Source organism: Algoriphagus vanfongensis DSM 17529 (assembly GCF_000429465.1).
Taxonomy (GTDB): domain Bacteria; phylum Bacteroidota; class Bacteroidia; order Cytophagales; family Cyclobacteriaceae; genus Algoriphagus; species Algoriphagus vanfongensis.
This window is the reverse complement of sequence record NZ_AUBX01000016.1, coordinates 56,744-77,252: the sequence shown is the minus strand read 5'-3', so window position 1 is coordinate 77,252 and position 20,509 is coordinate 56,744. Positions and strand designations below refer to the sequence as shown.

Sequence of the window (20,509 nt, the reverse complement as noted above, 5' to 3'; positions counted from 1 at the left end):
TAGGAAAATTGGCAGAATCGAAATGGATTATCGACTCTGCCAATGGATCTTAGAGGTAGATTTATTGACAAACTTTCTCAAACTGGGAGGCGAGTCTTTGTCCCCAAGTCGGCAATATGTAGGATTCGGTGATCTTTTCCTTTTCCTTTCGAAGGAGCTCACTTCCCATTCGAGCCATGCCACATGCTTTTTCGGGCCCCGAACCAAAAAACTGAGACATCCCCAACTCCATCTGAGCCATCAATAGTACAGCGCGAGGATTTTCTCTGTCCAGTGAGATCGCCTTATTATACAACTGCATGGCCTGAGGCGTCATGCTCTGCCCCCGACTTCCGGGATCGACACTGATTTTGCCCATTACTGCATATCCTTCCAGAGCAGTCAATTCAGAGTTATCCGGAGCGATTTTCTTGGCTTTTTCGATGTATCCGAGTGCCTGCTCAAATGCCTCATCCTGGTCCACATCGAATCGAAAAGCTGCTTCGATCTGAAGCAATCCCGCATAGTAGAGTGGAAGCCATTCTTCGGGTTGCGCTTCTGCGATTCTCAAAAATGAATTGGACACCTGCTGGGATTGTTCCAATGTTTGAATTGTTTCGATGGCCGCGATTTGCTTTGCCATGGCTTTTTCATAAGCCGGATCAGAAGCTTTCGCAAAAGTGATCCACATAAATAGGAGAGCGAGAGTTAGCATTGATTTTTTCATGATGTTGAGATTATAGGTTGTTTAAATTATTAGCTGTTTTGTCTTTGGAAAGAGTGAGGAAGACTCCCAAAAGCAGGAATCTTGGGGCTGCTTGTCCTGAAGGGAGCGATTCATAGACTCCCGAAGAATTGGGTGTTTGAGCATATTGATAACCGAACACATTTTCTCTTCCCAGAACATTACTGACTGCAAAGTGAATGATGAGATTGGGCTTGGGCAGGTAGCTCCAGCTCAAACTTAAATTTTGGAAAGATTGAGTCTTTGAATTCATTTCTTCTCCTTGATTGGGGTCGGTATAGGCATATCCATCGTTCATCGAGAAACTCATCCCCAATTGAGATTGGAGACTTTCAAACCCGTGTTTTGCCACGATTGAGAAGTTATGCTTTGGTGCGAAGGAAGGTTGCACTTTGCTGCTATACTGATCAAACTGTCGCTTGCTATCCACAAAGCTGTAGGTCACCCAGAAATCCGTGTTTTTGACAAGTCGACTTTCTCTATAGAAAAGATCAATTCCTTTGGCGAAGCCCTTGCCCTCATTGATCGGGTCGAGAGGAGCCATCGGCAATCCATCAAATGTCACAAGATTATCATAGGACTTATAAAAAGCCTCAGCTCGGAGCGTGCGCCCATTCCCTCCATAGAGATAATTGAGGATTAAGTGCTTTGCCTTTACATTTTTTAGCCCTGGATTGAGAACTCTGAAATTCTCTGTAGGAACTTGAGAAAAGGTGCCTCCTGCCAAAGAAATCTGTCCATTTTCAGAAACCTGATATGCAAAGGAAGCACGAGGATCCAACCAAGTCTCTTGGTTCAGGGAACTATGTCCAGCCCGAAGACCTGATCTAAATACGAGCTTCTTGCTGAGGTAAAAGTCCCATTCTGTAAATCCATAGAATTGATGGTCCTCATAGTCTCTTTCTACTTGAGCTTCGATAATTGCCTCTTTGTACCCATTCTGAATATATTCGATGCCGGAATTGGCTGAGATACGATCAGAGAAATCCTTGATCCCGGTGAATTTGGCGTGAAGTAATTTGCTTCTTTTTTGAAGATTGACCGAGTCGTAGAAAATATCATCTTTATTGTCCGAATAGGATATCCCTGTGAAGATCGTCCAGCCATTTTCATAAGCTTTTTTCCAATTAGTCTGAGCGAATGTATAGCGATTATCCAAGTCGATGAATACTCCTCTGCCTTCCACACCAGGTAGTTTTTGCCACATCTTCATCCCTCCCGCTTCGGTTCTCGCCATGACTTTCAGCAGACCACCGTCGGCCAATTTTTTCTGGGAAGCCATTTCCAAATCCCAGCTATGAGGTCCTCTTTCCCAATCGATATTTTGCTTGACCAACTCTTGATAAGGTCCCAAATCAAAGATGTTTCCCGTGACAGTGATACTTTGCTTGTCTGATGAGAGTGTATGGGAATAACCTCCTCCCAGTGACAATAGACTCAAATCACCCTGACTTCTTGGAGAAATATCTTTGGAGTTGAGCGCTAAAGCAGAAGACAAAGCCTGTCCATATTCTGCTGAATAACCTCCAGTAGAAAAGAAAGTGCCTTTGAATAGATTGGGATTGAATCGGGTGCGGGTCGGAAAATTACCTGCCGTCGAGCCATAGGCGTTTCCTACTCTCAGTCCATCAATGTAGATCCCTACCTCACTCGCATCTCCACCCCTGACAAACAGTCTTCCGTCATTTCCAACCGTGCTGGTGCCAGGCAGTGTCTGAAATGCCCCGATGATATCCCCCATAGCGCTGGGAGTAGTCACGATATCGAGAGGTTTCAAAACTACCGCCTTGGAAGCGTCTGAAGCCTGCATGGCTCCGGCTGAGATCGTCACCGCATTCATCTCTGTGATCATTTCTCTCAAGGACACATCCCGAAATACAATCGGACTGAAATCACAAGCAATCGTGAATTCTTGGCTTTTGAACCCCATCAATTGATAAACGAGAGTTTGAGTACCTGCTGCATCTGTATCAAACTCAAAAGTGCCATCCTCTCCTGAGGTAGCGCCGTCATAGCTTCCTTTGATGAAAATATTGACTCCAGGAAGAGGTCGGTTTTTCTCATCGAGGACTTTCCCAGAGATACCCGTTTGAGAAAAAACCGCTACGTGAATCAAGAAAAATAAGGCTGTGAAATAAAGTTGGCGTGTCATATCGTCTCAGTGTTTGATTCGAATATGTAGCCTTCATTTCGTCCTGTAAATTAAAGCTGACTGAAGTGTAGAGATTGGTGACTGAACTGTAAAAAGGGGTGGATGAAGGAAAAGAGAGTTTTTAAAAATAGGTGATTTACAGGTCAATCCTCAGCGGAGTCGAGGATCCTTCGACTCCGCCTGGAAGACAAACTGTCTACGTGACTTTTGAAATTTTGGTATTTACTCCGGAAAAATCGAAGCATCCATTCCCGGCACAATCCGGAGGGCATTTTTATAGTAGACCTTTTTCAATACCTCATCAGGAAGCCCCAAACCGTACATGCGCCAGTAAGCATGGTACTTTTTATAATAGGGAAAATACTCATCCTCAGTCTCCAGCACTCTGAAATAAGTAAAAAACTCCTCAGGATTGTACGCATCTTTTCCGAAAATCAATCGGTCCTGATACTTGATAAAAAACTCCTTGGCTCGGCGAGGCTGCCGTCCAAATTCGGCAATGACAGCTCCAATCCCAAAGTTGACATTTGGGTACTTGTCCAAATGCGCTCCAGCGGCATCCAAATCATTGGCCATCCAACCCATGTGTGCATTGACAAAGGTAGTCTCAGGATGCTTTTCAAATACATGATGCTGCTCGGCTATGATCTGCTCAAAAGGAGCCGGATCAGTAGCAGACCTCTGTCGATTGGGATGAGTTTTGAGCTCCAGCCATCGTTCATTGAGTGAATCCATCGGCTGCCAAAACTGCGCCGGGTCAGCCGAGTGTATCAATACCGGAATTCCCAACTCTCCTGCTTTTGCCCAAACAGGGTCCAAATCAGGATGATCCACCGGCACTCTGTTTCCTTTGATATCTTTTACATTCAGGCCAAGGCTTTTGTAGATTTTCAATCCTACAGCTCCTGCCTCTACGTCTTCCTCCAGTTCTTTGACAGCGATTCTAGACCAATTTTCATCTCCAAATCCAGCAAAATTCAGATTAGTGAAAACCATAAACCTCCCAGGAGCATACTGACCAAACTCCTGAATCATGGACTTGATATACTCCTGCTGGCTATTGCTATCTCCGCGACCAAAACCTCTACCACTGAGATTGACCAAGACTCCCATGTTCAGCTCATCCATTTCCGAGGTCAACTGGGCGATTTTTGTAGAGTCGATTCCTCCCTGATGGCTATGTATATCCACAAAGGGGAATTTTGCACGGGTCACAGGATGCTCCGGGACTTTCAGAGTAGAAGGAGGATCGTAGCTTTCGAAGCTCATCTCCTGAGCGCAGAGAGAGGAAGCGAAGCCGACACAAAACATCAATAGGACTAAGAGTAGCTGTTTTTTCATAGTGCTTTTAACTGAATAAGGAAACTTAGGATTCACCGCTCAAATAAAAATCCCGAAGCGATAAGCACTTCGGGATCAATAAACTAGCGAGCAGTACCTCCTGAGATCACCTGCCCAAAGAAGATGGCATTCATATAGAGCTTGTTGGTACCAAACCAGAATGCGCGGAAATTCATATTATCTGCAAAGGCAACAATCCTTCCACGTCCAATTCCCTTGATTTGGATGACTGAGCCATTCTGCAATCCCGGGAGATTGCTTGGATGAAGATATCCTGATGCCAGAGGGCTATCTGTGTAGACTAGAGGATTTGCAAAAGGATTTTTGGAAGGTTCCAAAAACTGGTTGTCATTTCTGAAAGTGTGGATTTCAGAAGAGCTATAACCATAGCCAATTGGATGAGTGATATCCAGTTTGGCATTGAAAATTGCCCCACCTGTCACTTTCGCGCCAGTAGCATTGCCATAATCAGCATAGGTTTGCTGAACTCCGCTATCCTCATCTTCCACTCTCCTAAATTCAAATTCTGCCACCTCGGCCTGATTGATCCATCGAATGGCTCCGCCTTTGGCTACGAGGGTATTTCCTCGGCTGATCCAAGTCCTCAAAGCGGAAGCCTCTGATTTGCCCAAGCTGCTGTAATAGCCATCCGGCATCAAAATGACATTGTATCGATCTATGACAGAGCTACTCACCCGATCCAGAGGCAAAAGAGTCACGGGGATTTCGTAGCGCTGATCCAGCAAATGCCAGATTTCCCCAGCCTCATAGCTATCCACTCCATTGTCCACCAAAAGAGCAATCTTTGGTGCATCTAAAGGAGACATAAAAGTAGAACCTAAGTTTGCACCTTCGGTATAGCCAGTGCTCAGCGCATGGATATCCACTGTAGATTGGGAAGCTATGTTTTGCAACTTCTGATAAAAAGTCTGATCATCCAGTCCCGATTCTCCTTTTCCTATCAAAAGCGTCCCTCTTCCAAAAGTTTTTCCTTCAGCGGTCGTAAACTCAGCGTTGGCTACACGCACCAAGAAATCTTCCTTCATGAGTTTCCAAGCAGCTTTTGGTGCATAATAATCCGACCACTCCATGGCATATTGGTAAGCTCCTGGTGCACCAATCACCTCACCTGGTTTGAGGGCAAAGCTTTCCTTGGCTACTTCTTCCACATTGGCTAGATTGGCAATACGACTATTGAGTGCTACATAGTCCAGGTTGAAAGCCATCGGATAGGTCCAGGCAGAAATGTCGTAGAAAAGCGAATCAGCAAAACTGGTTCGTGTCTCAAACATCGCCTTGATCAGACGGTACTGAGGCTGATCTGCTGGTACGATATAAGAATTCTCTTTTTTAAATTCCTGTCCATTGATCGTGATATCTTCATTGAGACTGTATACTTTGATCTCATGCTGCAGAATCAAATCAGCCAAATGATAGCCTTTGGCATCGTCATTTTTGCTTCCGAAAATGTAAGCTTTGTTTACATCGCTGTCTGACTCAGACTTGACTTCCTGATAAAAATCCTTCATCCACTGATTGAGCTCCTCCCGCATCTCCAGTGTCGCCTGGAAGGAGGAAAGATTAGCAGTAAACTGATTTCTGATCGTAAATGGAAAGCTTAACATTCCATAGTCTGTCTCTTGCAAGTGTCCTCTGGAACTCGCCTGCTCAAAAAGAATCCCGATCGAACCTTGAACGTCCGGATAGGTAGAGCCTTTCCCATAATAAAAATCATCATAGCTCTCCTGGTTGTAATACAGCGAACCTATCTTATCCAAGGCTTTCGCGTGATAGGTTCCGATCTTTTTGGTCAATTCAAAATTTTTCTCTGGAGTCAGCGGGTGCATTCGTGCAGGCACTCCTGGCTGAAAGAAGAAAGTGCTATTGCTTCCCATTTCATGAAAATCCAAGTGAACATTGGGAAGCCAGGCCTGAAATACTTTTACCCGATTTCTAGATTCGGGATGCTGAACTGGCAGCCAGTCTCTATTTAGGTCAAACCAATAATGATTGGTACGACCTCTGGGCCAGGCTTCGTTGTATTCCCGACCGTTTGGATCACCATTGAGGTTGTAAGCTTTGTGAGAGTTGACCCAAGAGGCAAAACGATTGAGACCGTCTGGATTGATCGCTGGGTCTAGGAGCAAAACAATATTTTCAAGTTCGGCTTCTATTTCATTTGCCGCAGCAAAATGATAAGCAGCCAATAAAGAAGCATTCGCTCCGCTGGGCTCATTGCCATGGACCGAATAGCCCATAAACATCACCGCGGGCATGGATTCTATGGATACGGATGCACCTGGTTCTCGTAGTTTGGCTCGATCAGCTTTGATTTGATCCAGTTTGGCCAAATTAGCCGGCGAAGTGATGGTCAATAAGGTTTGCGGTCTTTTTTCGTAAGTCCGCCCTGTCTCCTCAAATATCACCCGGTCCGAGGCTTCCGCCACCGCCTTCATATACATGACTAGTTGATCATGGGTTACGTGCCATTCACCCACTTCATAGCCCAGTACTTCCTGAGGAGTGGGAATATCGGGATTGTATGTGTAGCCCTCTGGCAGGTAGTACGTGAGATCTACCTGCGCATAGCCAAAGGTGGCCATCATCAAAAGCAGCAACAAAAGTGCACCTTTTTTCATATCAAGTTTTTAGTTAATTTTTGTCTAAATTCTTATTTATTTCTCTTTAAAAAAGCTATTTTGGAGCAATGGTAAATATAATGGAAGAAGCCTATGATATCGATTACTCCTGAAATTAATCCCATGTATGAGTGGGGAGCCATACTACTTTCCTCAGCACTCTTAGCTTTTTGGGTCTATGCACTGATCGATTTGTTCAAAAGTAATCTTAAGTATCCGCACGAAAGAATCATGTGGGTGGTGATCATTCTGGTCGTTCCATTTTTTGGTACATTCCTGTATTTGGCGATGAGCCGGACCCAAAAGAAAAGACGGAAATTCCAACCTAATTTTTATTCAACTAATCAATGATGAATTATTTAAATTTTATCCAAAACATGGGAGGTGGCTCCATAATTGTGCTCTTCCTTATCGGAATTCTATATTTTGGACTGTGGCTGTACTGCATCGTCGATGTCATCAGGTCTGACTTTAGAGATCCAAATATGAAGCTGATCTGGATTCTGATCCTCATTTTTGTTCAATTCATCGGATCTATCATTTACCTAGCGGTCGGGAAAACCACTAAAGCCACAATTATCTAAATGTTTGGACTTGGAATCATAGGACTGGCGATTTACGCCTACACAATTTACGATGTGGTCATCAGCAACTTTGCAAATGACACGGACAAAATCATTTGGGTTTTGATCGTCGTTTTGGTGCCTTTCCTTGGCACCATCCTCTGGTTTGTGATAGGAAGAGGAAAAAGGCTGTGACTATTTTCTAAAAAGCTCATCCATAGCCGTCACCAATTCTGGGTATTCATATTGGAAACCTGATTTTTGGATTTTTTGGCTAGAAACTCTATTTCCTCCTAAAACCATTGAAGCCATTTCCCCAAGAACGAGTTTCAAAATGAATCCCGGCACTCCTATGCCTACATAGGGTTTGCCTTTTGCCTTGGCCGCTTCATATGTCAATTGTTGGTTCGTTGCCGGATTGGGACCTACAGCATTGTAGATTCCTTGTAAGGTGGTTTTTTCCAGAGCATAAACGAACATTCTGACCAAATCCTCAATGTGTATCCAGCTCATCCATTGAGCTCCAGTACCCAATGGAGCCGCCACGGGTGGCTTGAGCATTTCTTGCAGAGCTCCTCCCTGTGCATCTAAGACGATCCCTATCCTCAGGATCACAGTACGGATGTGAAGTGACTCGATCTGCTTGACCTCATTTTCCCAGGCTCTAGTGACCTGAGACAAAAAATCATCGCCAGCGGGTGAATTTTCATCAATCAATGTGGCCCCTGTGCTCACACCATAATAGCCTACAGCTGATGCAGAAATCAAAGTGTCCGGTTTGTTTTCAGCCTGCTCTATCGCATGGTACAAAAGAGATGTGCTTTGGGTTCGGGATTGGAGAATCGTCTTTTTTCGCTCGGCAGTCCAGCGTTTTTCAGCTACGCCAGCCCCGGCCAGATGAATCACCGCATCGGCCCATTCCATCGCCTGAGGGTCTATCTCCAGCTTGGAAATATCCCAAGAAAAGCTCTTTTGATCTTGTGAGGAGCGACTGAGCCAAGCGACTGCATAGCCTTTTTGCTCCAAAAGACGGGTAATTTTGCGACCGATTAGGCCCGAGCCTCCTGTGATCAAAATATTTTTCATAGTGTGTAGATGTCCACCGAGCCATAAGAAAGTCCTATGACTTGGATTTTCCTATTTTATCCAAGACATTAAATCCAATTTCTATTCCTAATTTGCCAATCTTGATTTAAGCGGTCGTTTTGAATTTCAAAAAGGAATTAAAATACATAGGGATCTGGCTACTATTGGGAGGCCTAGTGGGTATAATGTCCGGCTCAGCCTCAGCCATTTTTTTGATTGCACTGGACTGGGCTAACGACTACCGGGAGTCACATAAATGGATCATCGCAATGCTTCCTTTGGGAGGCCTGCTGATCGGCTGGACCTACCATCGTTTTGGCCAAAACTCCCTCAAAGGAAACAACCTACTCCTCGATGAACTCTACGAAGAAAAGAAGCCTATTCCTCTTAGAATGACTCCTTTGGTTCTGTTTGGTACGATCGTCACACATTTATTCGGAGGCTCCGCAGGCCGAGAGGGTACTGCTGTCCAAATGGGCGGTTCTCTGGCTGATCAGCTCAATAAATGGGTCTCTTTGGACAGCTTGGACAGGAGAATCCTCCTGATCTCGGGCGTATCGGCAGGCTTTGCTTCCGTGTTTGGGACTCCCTTGGCAGGAGCCATTTTTGCACTGGAATGGATGCACACAGGTCAGCTCCGATGGAGATCCATGTACCCTGCCTTTTGGGCAGCATTTGTAGCTGACTGGATCTGCGAGATCAGCTGGGGAGTGGGACACACTGCGTATGATATTCCCCAAGTAGCCGATCATACTTTCACCAATCTGCTGTGGATAGTGCCAGCAGCAATAGCATTTGGACTTGCCGCCAAGCTTTTCGCAGAAAGCTCCCATTTTTTCTCCAAACTATTTTCCAGGTATATCTCTTCACCTCCCCTGAGACCGTTCTTAGGCGGACTGATCATCGCGGTGATTGTATGGATATCGGACAGCACTGTCTATTTGGGGTTGGGTGTGCCACGCATCGTGGAAGCTTTTGAAGCTCCCCTGCCCTGGTACGATTGGCTGGCCAAAACTGGCTTGACCACATTCACATTGGGAGCAGGCTTCAAAGGAGGCGAAGTCACTCCATTGTTTTTCACTGGAGCTACCTTGGGCAATGCTCTGGCCTATTGGATACCTCTTCCTTTGGCTCTGTTGGCGGGGATGGGTTTTGTCGGTGTGTTCTCGGGGGCCACCAATACTCCTCTGGCCTGTACGATCATGGGAATGGAACTATTTGGGACAGAACCCGGCGTCTTCTTGGCAGTCAGCTGCTTGATAGCCTACCTTGTAAGTGGCCGATCCAGCATCTATGCGTCACAAAATCTGGAGAAAAAACTAAAATTGTTTTCGAAAAAAGAATGACAAATCGTGGAATACAACATATAAAATCAGAACTTTTAGGCTGAATAGCCCCTTTACAGGATAGGTTTTTGGTATGAAGCTGAATTTCAAATTTTTCTCTAATCCGGATAAGAATCTTTTCTTTTTGCGAAAGCTGAAAGCTATCATCGAGAAGGTAGTCCAATTCAGCAGCTTCATCACATTTGGAATACTACTCTATGGGATAGGCTATGACATCAATCCCGTTTCTTATTCCATTCTTTCCTTCCTGTTTACGCTCTGTCTGATTTTGATCGGGCTGGGATATATTCTTAAAATCCTACTTTACGAGCCCAAAATTCTAGTGGGTAGAATTATTCTGGAATTTGTCCTTTCCCTCTTTCTGATCGGGTTTTCGCTCTTGCGATGGAATGTCTTCGGAATGGAGTTTTCGGAAGGTATCATGAGCTTTTCCCGACAGTTCTTTCTGGTGAATGTGCTAGTAGTGATCTTATTTGTCATAGAAGCCAGTAAGCTGAGCTTGACCATCAATAAGCTCAAAGCAAGCCCTACCTTGGTATTCATCTTAAGCTTCTTTTTATTGATTTTGGTGGGAGCAGGACTTCTGAGTTTGCCTCATGCGACTACTCAGGGCATCAGCTTTATCGATGCCCTTTTCACAGCCACTTCTGCTGTCTGTGTGACAGGTCTGATCGTGGTGGATACCGCACAAGACTTTACTTTTTTTGGTCAGGTGACGATCATGCTGCTATTTCAGATCGGCGGTTTGGGTATGATGACATTTACCAGCTTTTTCGGATTCTTTTTTAAGGGGAGTTTTAGTCTGGAAAACCAATTGTTTATCCGGGATTATATCAATGAAAACAACGTGTCGGAGGTCTATTCTACCTTGCTGAAAATCGTTTTTTTCACGATCCTGACAGAGGCTATCGCAGCTTTGCTCATTTACCATTTTACGGACTCCAGCATGTTTGCATCTCGTGGAGACCATCTCTTTTTTGCGGCTTTTCATGCCATTTCGGCATTTTGTAATGCGGGTTTTTCGACCCTCAGCAATGGACTTTATGAATCTGGATTTCGGGAAGCCTATCACATGCACTTGGTGCTGGCAGGAGCTATTGTCTTGGGTGGCATCGGCTTTCCTGTCGTGATCAACTACTACAGTTATCTAAAACATGTATTGGTAGGCGGTACCAAAAAGCTTTTGGGGATCGATACTTACAAGCATGTGCCACGAGTGACCAATATCAGTACGCGGCTATCTCTCTACACCACAGGGATACTACTGGTAGTGGGGATTGTCAGCTATGCTGTTTTTGAGAGAAATGGAACGCTCGACGGTCTCAGTACTTATGGCAAATTTGTAACGAGCATTTTTGGCGCCGTCACTCCCAGAACAGCTGGATTCAATACCGTAGACATGGGAGCACTGACAGTGCCTACCATTTTGATTTATTTGATTTTGATGTGGATCGGTGCCTCTCCTGGCTCTACGGGAGGAGGACTGAAAACCAGCACTTTTGCAGTAGCTATTCTCAACACATTCAGTATCGCATCAGGCAAAAAGCGTGTAGAAATCTTCTTTAGACAGATCTCTCAGGAAACCATCCGAAAGGCATTTGCAGTCATCTCCCTTTCTTTTTTGGTTATTGGAGGGGGAATTTTTGCAGTCATGCTTTTTAATCCTGAGCTACACTTGATTGATGTTACTTTTGAGATTTTTAGTGCTTTTTCCACCGTAGGATTGAGCCTGGGGATCACATCGCAATTGAGCACCATGAGCAAAATCGTCGTGATGCTTTGTATGTTTATGGGGAGAGTGGGCACTTTGACTTTGCTGATCGCCTTGGTCAGAAAAGCTGGTGAGCAGCGCTACAAATTCCCCGAAGAAAACGTCTTTATTACCTAAATGGCTTGATATGAAATACATCATCGTAGGAATGGGAAATTTTGGAGGCTATCTGTCCATGCGTCTCACAGACATGGGACATGAAGTCATCGGAGTAGATAATAATGAAGCGCGCATCGACTTGATCAAAGACAAAATCACGCATGCCGTCACATTAAACGCCACCGATCAGCAAGCCGTGCAAAACCTCCCGATCAAGGATGCCGATGTCGTCATCGTCGCGATCGGGGAGGATGTAGGTGCTTCCATCATGTGTACTGCTATCTTCAAGCAGCTCAGCGTCAAAAGACTCATTGCGAGAGCGATCAATTCCCTTCACGAAACAGTCATCCGTAGTATCGGCGTGGACGAAATCATCCACCCTGAAGAGGAAACTGCCGATAGACTTTCCAAACGGCTGCAGATGAAAGGAGTCCTCGACTCGCTGGAGATCTCAGATGAATACAATATTGTAGAAGTGAAGCTTCCCAAGCGCTATATCGGCATGCAGGTATCCGAAGCCAATATCCGAAAGGAATTTTTCCTCAATATCCTGACTGTGATCAAGCTGGTGGACAAAGTCAATATGCTAGGCATCAAAACTCAGGAAAAAAGAGTCATCGGAGTAATCACCCCAGACTACTTGCTGGAAGAAGGAGATATTCTTTTACTGTTTGGCAAAATCAAGAATATCCGGGAGTTTTTGAATCTGGATGATGAAGAATAACTTCTAATCCAGCGGATAGCCGCAGTTTTTGCAAAAATGAGCATCCCGATCGAGGCCATCTTTGCCACAATGGGTACAGGTCCTACTGGATGCATGATGCTCGGGAGCTTTTTGCTTCGCCATCTCCGCACTGACTATTCCGGTAGGCACTGCAATAATCGCATACCCCAGGAGCATGATCAGTGAAGCGACAAATTGACCTACTGGAGTCTCGGGAGTGATATCTCCAAATCCAACCGTGGTCAAGGTCACTATGGCCCAATACATCGATCGGGGAATACTCGTGAACCCGGTCTCTGGTCCCTCAATGAGGTACATGAGCGTACCCATAATCAGAACGATCGTAATGACTGCAAAAAGGAAAATCTGGATTTTAGCCAAACTCGCCTTAAGCGATCGCTGAATGAAGTCTGCCTCAGCCAAGTATCTTCCCAATTTCAAAATCCGGATCACGCGCAGTAGCCGCAAAGCCCTCACCACTGTCAGCAACTGTACATTTGCTATAAAAAAACTGAGATATACAGGCAAAATGGCGAGTAAATCCACCATCCCATAAAAGCTGAAAACATACTTTCTTGTTTTGGAAGTCAGCCAAACACGCAGAAGGTATTCGATAGTAAACAGAAACGTAAAAACCAGCTCAAGTACGTAAAATAGCCGACCATACTCCGCACGCAAATCGGCTACAGAATCCAATACTACCACGATCACGGAACCAAGAATCAGGATCAGCAAAATGACATCAAATAGCTTGGAAGCCCGGTCATTGGACTCAAATACAATATGGGCTAGTCGCCTTTTGGTCAAATTCATTCCTGAATTTAGAAAAAAATAAGATTTGCTAATGTCTGGTCAATCCAGATAATAAACTCTCTTCACCCGAGTACTGATATTGGTAAGGAGCTCATACGGAATGGTCCCGATCTGATCTGCAAGCTCCTGAAGGGAAATACCCGGTCCATAGATCATTGCCTCATCACCCGCCTTAGCATCGATAGCGCTGACGTCTACCATGACCATATCCATACAGACATTTCCGATCACAGGAGCTTTTTTTCCATGAATCAGCACATAGCCTTTGCCATTGCTAAACCTCCTGTCGTAGCCATCTGCATAGCCAATCGCCAACGTAGCGATCTTTCCAGTCTGGTTCATTTTCCCCTTTCGCGAATAGCCGATCGTTTCTCCAGCCGAGAGATTCTTGATTTGGGAAATAGTCGTCTTGAGTGTACTGATAGGCAATAGGTCAGAGCGAAACCGACCTGTCACTTCTACCCCATAAAGTCCTATGCCCAATCGAACCATGTCAAGTTGAAACTCTGGAAAAGCCACTATTCCCGCTGAATTCAGCGCATGAATCAGGGGGCGGTAACTGAGTTGGGAGCTGATATTTTTGCTCATTCTCGAAAATAAACTCAGCTGCTGCAAGGAAAACTCGCGATGAATTTCCTCATCAGCACCTACCAAATGGGTATAGATTGAGGCTACTTCCATTTGTGGATTAGCTTGCAATAAGTGCCCCAGTTGCTCTAGATGCGACTCCTCAAAACCCAACCGATGCATTCCGGTATCCAGATCCAAATGGATTTTCATAGAAGCCTTTTCAGCCAAAGTCCATTGAGCTAATAGTCTGAAAAACTCCAAGCTGAACACCACAGGCTCAAGCTCATGGGTTTTGCACAGCTGAAATGACTCTGCCATAGGATTTAGGACCATAATAGGCAGCCGGATGCCTTGCTTTCTCAAAGCGACACCCTCGTCTGTATAGGCCACTGCCAGATAGTTTGCCCCCATCTGCTGGAGATGATTGGCGATCTCAGTAGCTCCTCCTCCATAGGCAAAAGCCTTGACCATGACCATCACTTGTGTTTCTGGCTTGAGCAGACGCTTATAAAAGTTGAAATTATGTGTGAGAGAATTGAGGTTAATTTCTAAGGTAGTCCCATGAATCCGCTGCTGAAGATGGTTTACCACCTTTTCGAAGCCATACTCACGAGCTCCCGTGATCAGGATCAGATCATTGTGGTATTGTTCGGCATCCAAGCTCCTCAGCAACTCTTCAGTAGTTTCAAAAATCCCAAAATCTGCCTCAATCATTTCGCTCAGAGCTGTGATTTCTTTGCCTACAGCTACTACGAGGTCTACTTGGTAGGAATTGAGCAACTGAGCCACATCTGGATAAATTTTCTCAGGATGACCCTGCTGCTTGAAATCCGACAAAAAGACAATCTTCCGATTTTTGGGACGCTGCTGTCTCATAAAATCCAAAGCAACCCGAAGTCCTGCCAAATCATTATTATAAGTATCATCGATCAGCAGAGATTCATTGATGCCGGGCTTGAGAGTCAGCCTCATGTCCACCTGTCGAAGTAGTGAAATCCCCTCCTGAATTTGCGAAGCATCCATCCCCAGTGTCAGACAGGCAACGATCGTATGGGTCAGGTTTTCCAGTGAAGCAATATCCGATAGACTTGTCTGAAAAGTATAAGTCTTCAGATCAGACTTGATAAGATATATCTTGGAGATTCCGTCCTGCATTTTGACTGAGCGGGTAAAATCTGTACCTGGCTGATCCGACCAGCCAATGAGTCGCTCTGGACTATATGTTTGTTCCAAAACTTCGGCTACTTCCCAATGATCCTTGCAATAAATGAGTAACTCTGAATGCTGAAACAGCCTGGATTTTTCTTCAATTTTTTCGCGAAGAGATTCAAATCCTGCATCATGAGCCGAACCGATATTGGTAAAAATCCCCAAATTGGGTTTGACGATAGCCTCCAATGGCTTCATTTCTCCTTTTTTGGAAATCCCCACTTCCAAGATCGCCAGTTGATGGTAGCGCTGTATTTCAAAAACAGAGAGCGGGACTCCGACTTGCGAATTGTAACTTTTGGGGCTTTTGGCCACGGCAAACCGCTGACTGAGTACTTGCCCCAGCCATTCTTTGACGATGGTCTTGCCATTAGAACCTGTGATGGCGATGATAGGCTTTTCAAATTGACCCCGTAGAAAAGCCGCCAATTGCTGCAAGGCAATTTTGGTGTCATTCACACGGATGAAAGCACCTTTGAGACCTTTGCTATCAAATTCCCGAGCTACCATAAAGCATGCAACTCCCTGTTCTGACAAGGCGGGAATATAGCTGGCTCCGTCTGCCTTCGCACCTTTGAGCGCTACAAATACGCTTGCCTCAGGCTGCAATACCTGTCTGGAATCGATCATGATCCGAGTGATCAAACCCGGATGATCACCCTCCAGAGTACCTTGGGTGATTTGTGCAAGCTGCACCGCAGTAAGAGCTTGAATCATACTATTCAGATTTCTCTTTTTTCTTTTTGAAAAATACCTGGCGAATCCAACGAGGAAGGAAAATAGCTCCCAATATCAAGTAAGGATAGTAGGAAAACAGCCTCCACAGAATGCTGGTAATGAAGGTATAATTACTCAAAAACTCGGTAAAGAACTGACCAAAGAAAAACTCAGCAGTACCCGAACTACCCGGAGTAGGTGAGATCATCATGACTATCCACATGATCACCTGACGGGCAAAAACGATCGTATGCTCATGCAGATTCAATGGAATAAAGGCCGAAATCAGCGCATTCAGCATCAAGTACCTCGAACTCCAGATAAAGATCGTTGCGACGATGATAGGAACCCAATATCTCCAATTTTTCCCGGATAGTTCCTTGGAAGCTTCTATGATCTGATTGCCATATTCTTGTGCATCATGCTTCCATTTCCTGAGCCATTTGATAGAGAATATTTTGATCAATACCCATTTGAAAACCCGAGGTCTATAAAATAATGCCGCAGCCATGATCAGACTATAAGCAGCATAGAGAGAATAACTGATCCAGAAAATAGCTTCCATGCTATTCTGCAGCTGCGCCTCAAGGAGACGACTGTCCGGGAAGATATTTCCTTTGGCAAAAAACAGAATAATCGGAGCTCCTATCACAAAGAATAAATTGTCCAGGATCGCTGTCACCATCACATAGGCTATAGCTCTACCGAGTTTGATTCCTTCTTTATTCAGAATAAAAATCGCAACAGCCGTACCACCTACTACCGATGGGGTGACAGCTGAGGCAAATTCCCACAGGATAATCACATAGATGGCTCTCAGCCAGGACAGATTCTTGTCAGTGATGATCCTGATCCTATATACATAGCCTACATCTCTAAAGAAAATCACCAAAATGGCTACAAAAATCCAAGGAAGAGAAGCATCAAAAATTCCCTTGAGAGAATCTTTGTTGACCGAAGGATCCAGATAAAACATCCCAAAGACAATCCCCAAACCAATCAGGATCGGTACCCAGACCTTATTGGGATTCAGGGTTTCAAAGATTTTTTTGTTATCAAGCTTCATATCAGGCTGCAGCGATAGGCTCAGTCTTTTCTACCCAAAAATTATTAAAACCCTCTCCGATCACTATAGTGACCTGGGAGAGCTGAAGCAATTCCAGAATTGCCAAAAAAGTATAGATAACGAATATTTTATCGGGTTTGTAGGTGATAAACTCGGTAAAAGGCACTTGTTTTTTAAAACTGATTTTCTCCAACACAAAGTCTTTTTGCTGTTCGATCGTATAGGGGTATTGGATGACCGTATGTTTGGTTTCCTCCACCCGTGCAGCCATTTTGGCCATGCATTTTTGGAAGACTTTCAGCAGCTTATACAGATCCAAATCCTGCATTTCTGCGTCCACATCATCCACCTTTCTCAGAGCTTTCAATTCAGCGGCGATATTTCCCCGCTTTTCTTTCATGAGACGCTCTGACTCCAGTGACGACAAGTCTTCTACGACAGATTTATACTTCTTATACTCCAATAGGTTGCGAATCAACTCCTCTCTGGGGTCGATTTCCTCTCCATCCTCATTCAGCTCCGGCCGTGGCAGCAGCATTTTGGATTTGATTTTCATCAGGGTAGCAGCAAAGAGAATAAACTCACTCGCCACTTCGATTTCCATCTTTTCCAAGTGATGGATATAATCCAAGAAATCATTGGTAATCTTGGAGATAGGAATGTCATAAATATCCAGTTCGTCCCGCTCTATAAAGAAGAGCATCAGGTCGAAAGGTCCTTCGAAGAGCGGTAATTTGATTTCGAAACTCAAGGGATATTTAAATTAATGGGTTAATTTTGCCACCTTGTAGCCAAAGATATTCAATTAATGTAATTTAATTGGATTTCTGGTCTGAGATTGGAGATTGTCAAGTAGTTGTCATGCTAACTATAAAACAAACCAGTATAGCTATAGTTTATCATCTCAGACTTTAAAATGCCTAGATAGATGCTGATTGAACCGGGAGAATTACTAGCTCAAATCAATAGTCCTGAGGACTTAAAGAAATTTCCGAAGGAAAAGTTGGTCCAGATTTGTGATGAATTGAGACACTTCATCGTGGACAATGTCTCCGTCTATGGAGGACACTTTGGCGCTAGCCTCGGTGTGGTAGAGCTTACCGTAGCTTTGCACTATGTGCTCAATACCCCTCAAGATCAGCTGGTCTGGGATGTGGGACATCAGGCATACGGACACAAAATTCTCACTGGAAGAAGAGATCAGTTTCATACCAACCGAATCTTCGGAGGCATCTCAGGTTTTCCTAAAAGAAAAGAAAGTGAGTACGACTCCTTTGGCGTAGGACATAGTAGCACATCCATCTCAGCAGCATTGGGTATGGCCGTGGCATCCAAATACAAAGGCACTGGCATCCAAAATGTAGCTGTCATCGGCGATGGATCCATGACTGGAGGGATGGCATTTGAGGCGATGAATCATGCCGGTGTTTCTGATTCCAATATCCTGATTGTTCTAAATGATAACTGCATGGCTATCGACCCCAATGTCGGAGCCTTGAAAGATTATCTCACAGATATCACTACTTCTCATACCTATAATAAGGTGAAAGATGAAGTTTGGAAATTGCTCGGGAAATTCAGCAAATTTGGCAGCTCCGCTCAAGAGGTCATCTCAAAAGTGGAAGGGGCGATCAAATCTGCCTTGCTCAATCAAAGCAACCTCTTCGAGTCTCTCAATTTGAGATACTTTGGTCCGGTAGACGGACATGATGTCAATCACTTGGTGGAAATCTTAGACGATCTCAAGGACATTCCAGGCCCAAAAATCCTTCATTGTGTGACAGTGAAAGGAAAAGGTTATGAGCCTGCCGAAAAAGGAAATCAAACCACTTGGCATGCGCCGGGCACCTTTGACAAAGTAACGGGTGAGATTTACAAAAAATCACCTTCCAAGCCGCAAGCTCCCAAATACCAGGATGTTTTCGGACACACGCTTGTAGAACTGGCGGAGCAGGATGAACGCATTATGGGTATCACTCCAGCTATGCCTTCTGGGTCTTCTTTGAATATCATGATGGAGGCGATGCCAGACAGGGCATTTGACGTGGGGATAGCTGAGCAGCATGCTGTGACATTCTCCGCAGGTCTTGCCACACAAGGACTCAAACCATTCTGTAATATTTATTCCACTTTCATGCAGCGGGCCTATGATCAGGTCGTCCATGATGTGTGTTTGCAAAATTTACCAGTTGTCTTCTGCCTGGATCGAGCAGGATTTGCAGGAGCTGATGGACCTACCCATCACGGGGCCTATGATATAGCTTATTTCAGATGCATCCCCAATTTAGTGGTAGCAGCTCCTATGAATGAGCAGGAATTGAGAAATATGATGTATTCCTCCCTTTCCCATGAAGGCCCTTATTCTATCAGATATCCAAGAGGAAAAGGCGTCATGCCAGAGTGGAGAACACCATTTGAAGGTATTCCTCTGGGACAAGGTAGAATCATCAAAGAAGGAGAAGAGGTAGCTATTCTGACAATAGGACATATTGGAAATTATGCCGTGGAGGCCTGCGAAACCCTCGCTTCCGAAGGACTCAACCCTGCTCATTTCGACATGAGATTTGTGAAACCGCTGGATGAAGAATTACTCCATGAGATTTTTGGGAAATTCAGCAAAGTGGTGACAGTAGAGGACGGCTGCCTGATGGGAGGATTTGGCTCCGCAGTGCTCGAATGGATGATGGACCATGGCTACCAAGCTCAGGTAAAACGACTTGGGATTCCTGACGAAATCATCGAACATGGCGAGCAAATCGAACTACAAGAGGCTTGTGGATTTGATCCTCGAGGAATAGCCAGCGCTGTACGTAGTATGGCGACAGTGGAAAAGCTTAGCTAACCCCGATGTCTTCCATACATTTTTTTGAAAAAGGCGAAGGCCAAGTATTGATTTTGATCCATGGATTCTGTGAAATTGGCGCCATGTGGACCGATTTTGCCGAGCAGCTTTCCAGAGACTTTCGCGTCATCTGTCCTGATTTGCCTGGCTTTGGGCAAAGCCCCATTTTCCAAAACCATTTTTCTCTGGAAGAAATAGCCGTGCTCTTGGAAGAATGGATGGATGAAAATGACATAGAAAACCCCATCATCATCGGCCATTCCCTCGGCGGCTATGTAGCCTTGGCACTACTAGAACTGATGCAAAGCAAAATCAAAGCTGTGGGCCTTTTTCATAGTACTGCCTTTGCCGACGACCCTGACAAAAAACAAATGCGCAATCGCGCAATTTCCTTTCTGAAAAAAAACGGGGCTGAAAAATTCGCTACTTCTTTCGTACCCCAGCTTTTCCCGGAAAATCGCAGAAAAGAATTGGCTACAGCCCTGGAGACAGCAGTCGAACAAGCCAAGGAATCTACTTTGGATGGTTTGATCGCTTTTACCGAAGCAATGAGAGACAGAAAAGACCGTCTGGATATTTTGAAAAATTTTGCTGGCCCAAAGCTTCTCATCGCAGGTACGCAGGATGGCTCTGTCAAAATCGAGGCTAGCCGCGCACAAAAACATGCTTTTTCCGATTATTTTGAATTGGGAGAGACGGGACACATGGGCATGTATGAGCGAAAAGCTGAAACGCTCTGGATGATCCGCGACTTTTGCCTCAAAGCTTCGCTTTAAAAGCACCTGCTTTCTCTCTTATTCTCAGGAATTACTGCCAAGAGGGTGTCTTTTCCACCTTTGGTTTTCTC

The 20,509-nt window shown here is 44.8% G+C and carries 17 protein-coding genes; 8 read left to right on the top strand and 9 right to left on the bottom strand.

The window, feature by feature from the left end:
* Positions 1 to 61: 61 nt before the first annotated feature.
* The 4 genes from G460_RS0115720 to G460_RS0115705 form a co-directional block, all read right to left on the bottom strand.
* Complete coding sequence (locus G460_RS0115720; RefSeq protein ID WP_026956261.1) at positions 62 to 706, bottom strand: tetratricopeptide repeat protein; 645 nt, start codon at positions 704 to 706, stop codon at positions 62 to 64.
* A gap of 10 nt (positions 707 to 716) precedes the next feature.
* Positions 717 to 2,876 carry a TonB-dependent receptor gene (locus tag G460_RS0115715; protein ID WP_026956260.1) on the bottom strand — a complete coding sequence of 720 codons (2,160 nt, stop codon included), beginning with the start codon at positions 2,874 to 2,876 and terminating at the stop codon, positions 717 to 719.
* Between the two features lie 222 nt (positions 2,877 to 3,098).
* A complete protein-coding gene (locus tag G460_RS0115710; RefSeq protein ID WP_035464546.1) occupies positions 3,099 to 4,217 on the bottom strand; it encodes an amidohydrolase family protein in 1,119 nt (372 codons plus the stop codon).
* 83 nt (positions 4,218 to 4,300) lie between these two features.
* Positions 4,301 to 6,856: a M14 family metallopeptidase gene (locus tag G460_RS0115705; protein WP_026956258.1), complete on the bottom strand. Its 2,556-nt coding sequence runs from the start codon at positions 6,854 to 6,856 to the stop codon at positions 4,301 to 4,303.
* Between the two features lie 93 nt (positions 6,857 to 6,949).
* Between G460_RS0115705 and G460_RS0115700 the strand changes: the two genes are divergently transcribed.
* The 3 genes from G460_RS0115700 to G460_RS23080 are packed head-to-tail and all read left to right on the top strand — an operon-like array spanning position 6,950 to position 7,614.
* Positions 6,950 to 7,207 carry a PLD nuclease N-terminal domain-containing protein gene (locus tag G460_RS0115700; RefSeq protein WP_026956257.1) on the top strand — a complete coding sequence of 86 codons (258 nt, stop codon included), beginning with the start codon at positions 6,950 to 6,952 and terminating at the stop codon, positions 7,205 to 7,207.
* Positions 7,204 to 7,440 carry a PLDc N-terminal domain-containing protein gene (locus tag G460_RS0115695; protein WP_084421365.1) on the top strand — a complete coding sequence of 79 codons (237 nt, stop codon included), beginning with the start codon at positions 7,204 to 7,206 and terminating at the stop codon, positions 7,438 to 7,440. The genes G460_RS0115700 and G460_RS0115695 overlap by 4 nt, the downstream gene beginning before the upstream one ends.
* Positions 7,441 to 7,614, top strand: coding sequence for a PLDc N-terminal domain-containing protein (locus tag G460_RS23080; protein ID WP_084421363.1), 174 nt, complete (start codon positions 7,441 to 7,443; stop codon positions 7,612 to 7,614).
* Here G460_RS23080 and G460_RS0115685 read toward each other — a convergent pair whose 3' ends face one another.
* A complete protein-coding gene (locus tag G460_RS0115685; protein ID WP_026956255.1) occupies positions 7,615 to 8,505 on the bottom strand; it encodes a TIGR01777 family oxidoreductase in 891 nt (296 codons plus the stop codon). It abuts the gene before it with no gap.
* Between the two features lie 119 nt (positions 8,506 to 8,624).
* On the opposite strand from G460_RS0115685, the gene G460_RS0115680 reads away from it, so the two are divergent.
* From G460_RS0115680 to G460_RS0115670, 3 genes are all read left to right on the top strand, one after another.
* Positions 8,625 to 9,851, top strand: coding sequence for a voltage-gated chloride channel family protein (locus tag G460_RS0115680; RefSeq protein ID WP_026956254.1), 1,227 nt, complete (start codon positions 8,625 to 8,627; stop codon positions 9,849 to 9,851).
* Between the two features lie 124 nt (positions 9,852 to 9,975).
* Positions 9,976 to 11,739 (top strand): TrkH family potassium uptake protein, encoded by a 1,764-nt coding sequence (locus G460_RS0115675; RefSeq protein WP_245578742.1) that lies wholly within the window; start codon positions 9,976 to 9,978, stop codon positions 11,737 to 11,739.
* 10 nt (positions 11,740 to 11,749) lie between these two features.
* A complete protein-coding gene (locus G460_RS0115670; protein WP_026956252.1) occupies positions 11,750 to 12,445 on the top strand; it encodes a potassium channel family protein in 696 nt (231 codons plus the stop codon).
* Between the two features lie 3 nt (positions 12,446 to 12,448).
* On the opposite strand, the gene G460_RS0115665 is transcribed toward G460_RS0115670, so the two are convergent.
* From G460_RS0115665 to G460_RS0115650, 4 genes are read right to left on the bottom strand one after another with little or no spacing between them, the layout of a single operon-like run.
* On the bottom strand, positions 12,449 to 13,258 hold the full coding sequence (locus tag G460_RS0115665; RefSeq protein ID WP_035464544.1) for an ion transporter: 810 nt from the start codon (positions 13,256 to 13,258) through the stop codon (positions 12,449 to 12,451).
* Between the two features lie 39 nt (positions 13,259 to 13,297).
* Positions 13,298 to 15,754, bottom strand: a complete 2,457-nt coding sequence (locus G460_RS0115660) for a bifunctional UDP-N-acetylmuramoyl-tripeptide:D-alanyl-D-alanine ligase/alanine racemase (protein ID WP_026956250.1) — start codon at positions 15,752 to 15,754, stop codon at positions 13,298 to 13,300.
* 1 nt (position 15,755) lies between these two features.
* Positions 15,756 to 16,820 carry a lysylphosphatidylglycerol synthase transmembrane domain-containing protein gene (locus tag G460_RS0115655; protein WP_026956249.1) on the bottom strand — a complete coding sequence of 355 codons (1,065 nt, stop codon included), beginning with the start codon at positions 16,818 to 16,820 and terminating at the stop codon, positions 15,756 to 15,758.
* A gap of 1 nt (position 16,821) precedes the next feature.
* Positions 16,822 to 17,571 (bottom strand): segregation and condensation protein A, encoded by a 750-nt coding sequence (locus G460_RS0115650; RefSeq protein ID WP_026956248.1) that lies wholly within the window; start codon positions 17,569 to 17,571, stop codon positions 16,822 to 16,824.
* Between the two features lie 177 nt (positions 17,572 to 17,748).
* Here G460_RS0115650 and dxs point away from each other — a divergent pair, with 177 nt between their 5' ends.
* Positions 17,749 to 19,662: a 1-deoxy-D-xylulose-5-phosphate synthase gene (dxs, locus tag G460_RS0115645; RefSeq protein ID WP_026956247.1), complete on the top strand. Its 1,914-nt coding sequence runs from the start codon at positions 17,749 to 17,751 to the stop codon at positions 19,660 to 19,662.
* A gap of 5 nt (positions 19,663 to 19,667) precedes the next feature.
* Positions 19,668 to 20,438, top strand: coding sequence for an alpha/beta fold hydrolase (locus tag G460_RS0115640; RefSeq protein ID WP_026956246.1), 771 nt, complete (start codon positions 19,668 to 19,670; stop codon positions 20,436 to 20,438).
* The last annotated feature ends 71 nt before the right edge of the window (positions 20,439 to 20,509 follow it).

Excerpts from the sequence above, each read along its gene's own strand:
- G460_RS0115715 (WP_026956260.1), bottom strand. The coding sequence starts at position 2,876 with ATGACACGCCAACTTTATTTCACAGCCTTATTTTTCTTGATTCACGTA.
- G460_RS0115685 (WP_026956255.1), bottom strand. The coding sequence starts at position 8,505 with ATGAAAAATATTTTGATCACAGGAGGCTCGGGCCTAATCGGTCGCAAA.
- G460_RS0115700 (WP_026956257.1), top strand. The coding sequence starts at position 6,950 with ATGATATCGATTACTCCTGAAATTAATCCCATGTATGAGTGGGGAGCC.
- G460_RS0115655 (WP_026956249.1), bottom strand. The coding sequence starts at position 16,820 with ATGAAGCTTGATAACAAAAAAATCTTTGAAACCCTGAATCCCAATAAG.
- G460_RS0115695 (WP_084421365.1), top strand. The coding sequence starts at position 7,204 with ATGATGAATTATTTAAATTTTATCCAAAACATGGGAGGTGGCTCCATA.
- G460_RS0115665 (WP_035464544.1), bottom strand. The coding sequence starts at position 13,258 with ATGAATTTGACCAAAAGGCGACTAGCCCATATTGTATTTGAGTCCAAT.
- G460_RS0115720 (WP_026956261.1), bottom strand. The coding sequence starts at position 706 with ATGAAAAAATCAATGCTAACTCTCGCTCTCCTATTTATGTGGATCACT.
- G460_RS0115660 (WP_026956250.1), bottom strand. The coding sequence starts at position 15,754 with ATGATTCAAGCTCTTACTGCGGTGCAGCTTGCACAAATCACCCAAGGT.
- G460_RS0115710 (WP_035464546.1), bottom strand. The coding sequence starts at position 4,217 with ATGAAAAAACAGCTACTCTTAGTCCTATTGATGTTTTGTGTCGGCTTC.
- G460_RS0115640 (WP_026956246.1), top strand. The coding sequence starts at position 19,668 with ATGTCTTCCATACATTTTTTTGAAAAAGGCGAAGGCCAAGTATTGATT.
- G460_RS23080 (WP_084421363.1), top strand. The coding sequence starts at position 7,441 with ATGTTTGGACTTGGAATCATAGGACTGGCGATTTACGCCTACACAATT.
- G460_RS0115705 (WP_026956258.1), bottom strand. The coding sequence starts at position 6,856 with ATGAAAAAAGGTGCACTTTTGTTGCTGCTTTTGATGATGGCCACCTTT.
- G460_RS0115670 (WP_026956252.1), top strand. The coding sequence starts at position 11,750 with ATGAAATACATCATCGTAGGAATGGGAAATTTTGGAGGCTATCTGTCC.
- dxs (WP_026956247.1), top strand. The coding sequence starts at position 17,749 with ATGCTGATTGAACCGGGAGAATTACTAGCTCAAATCAATAGTCCTGAG.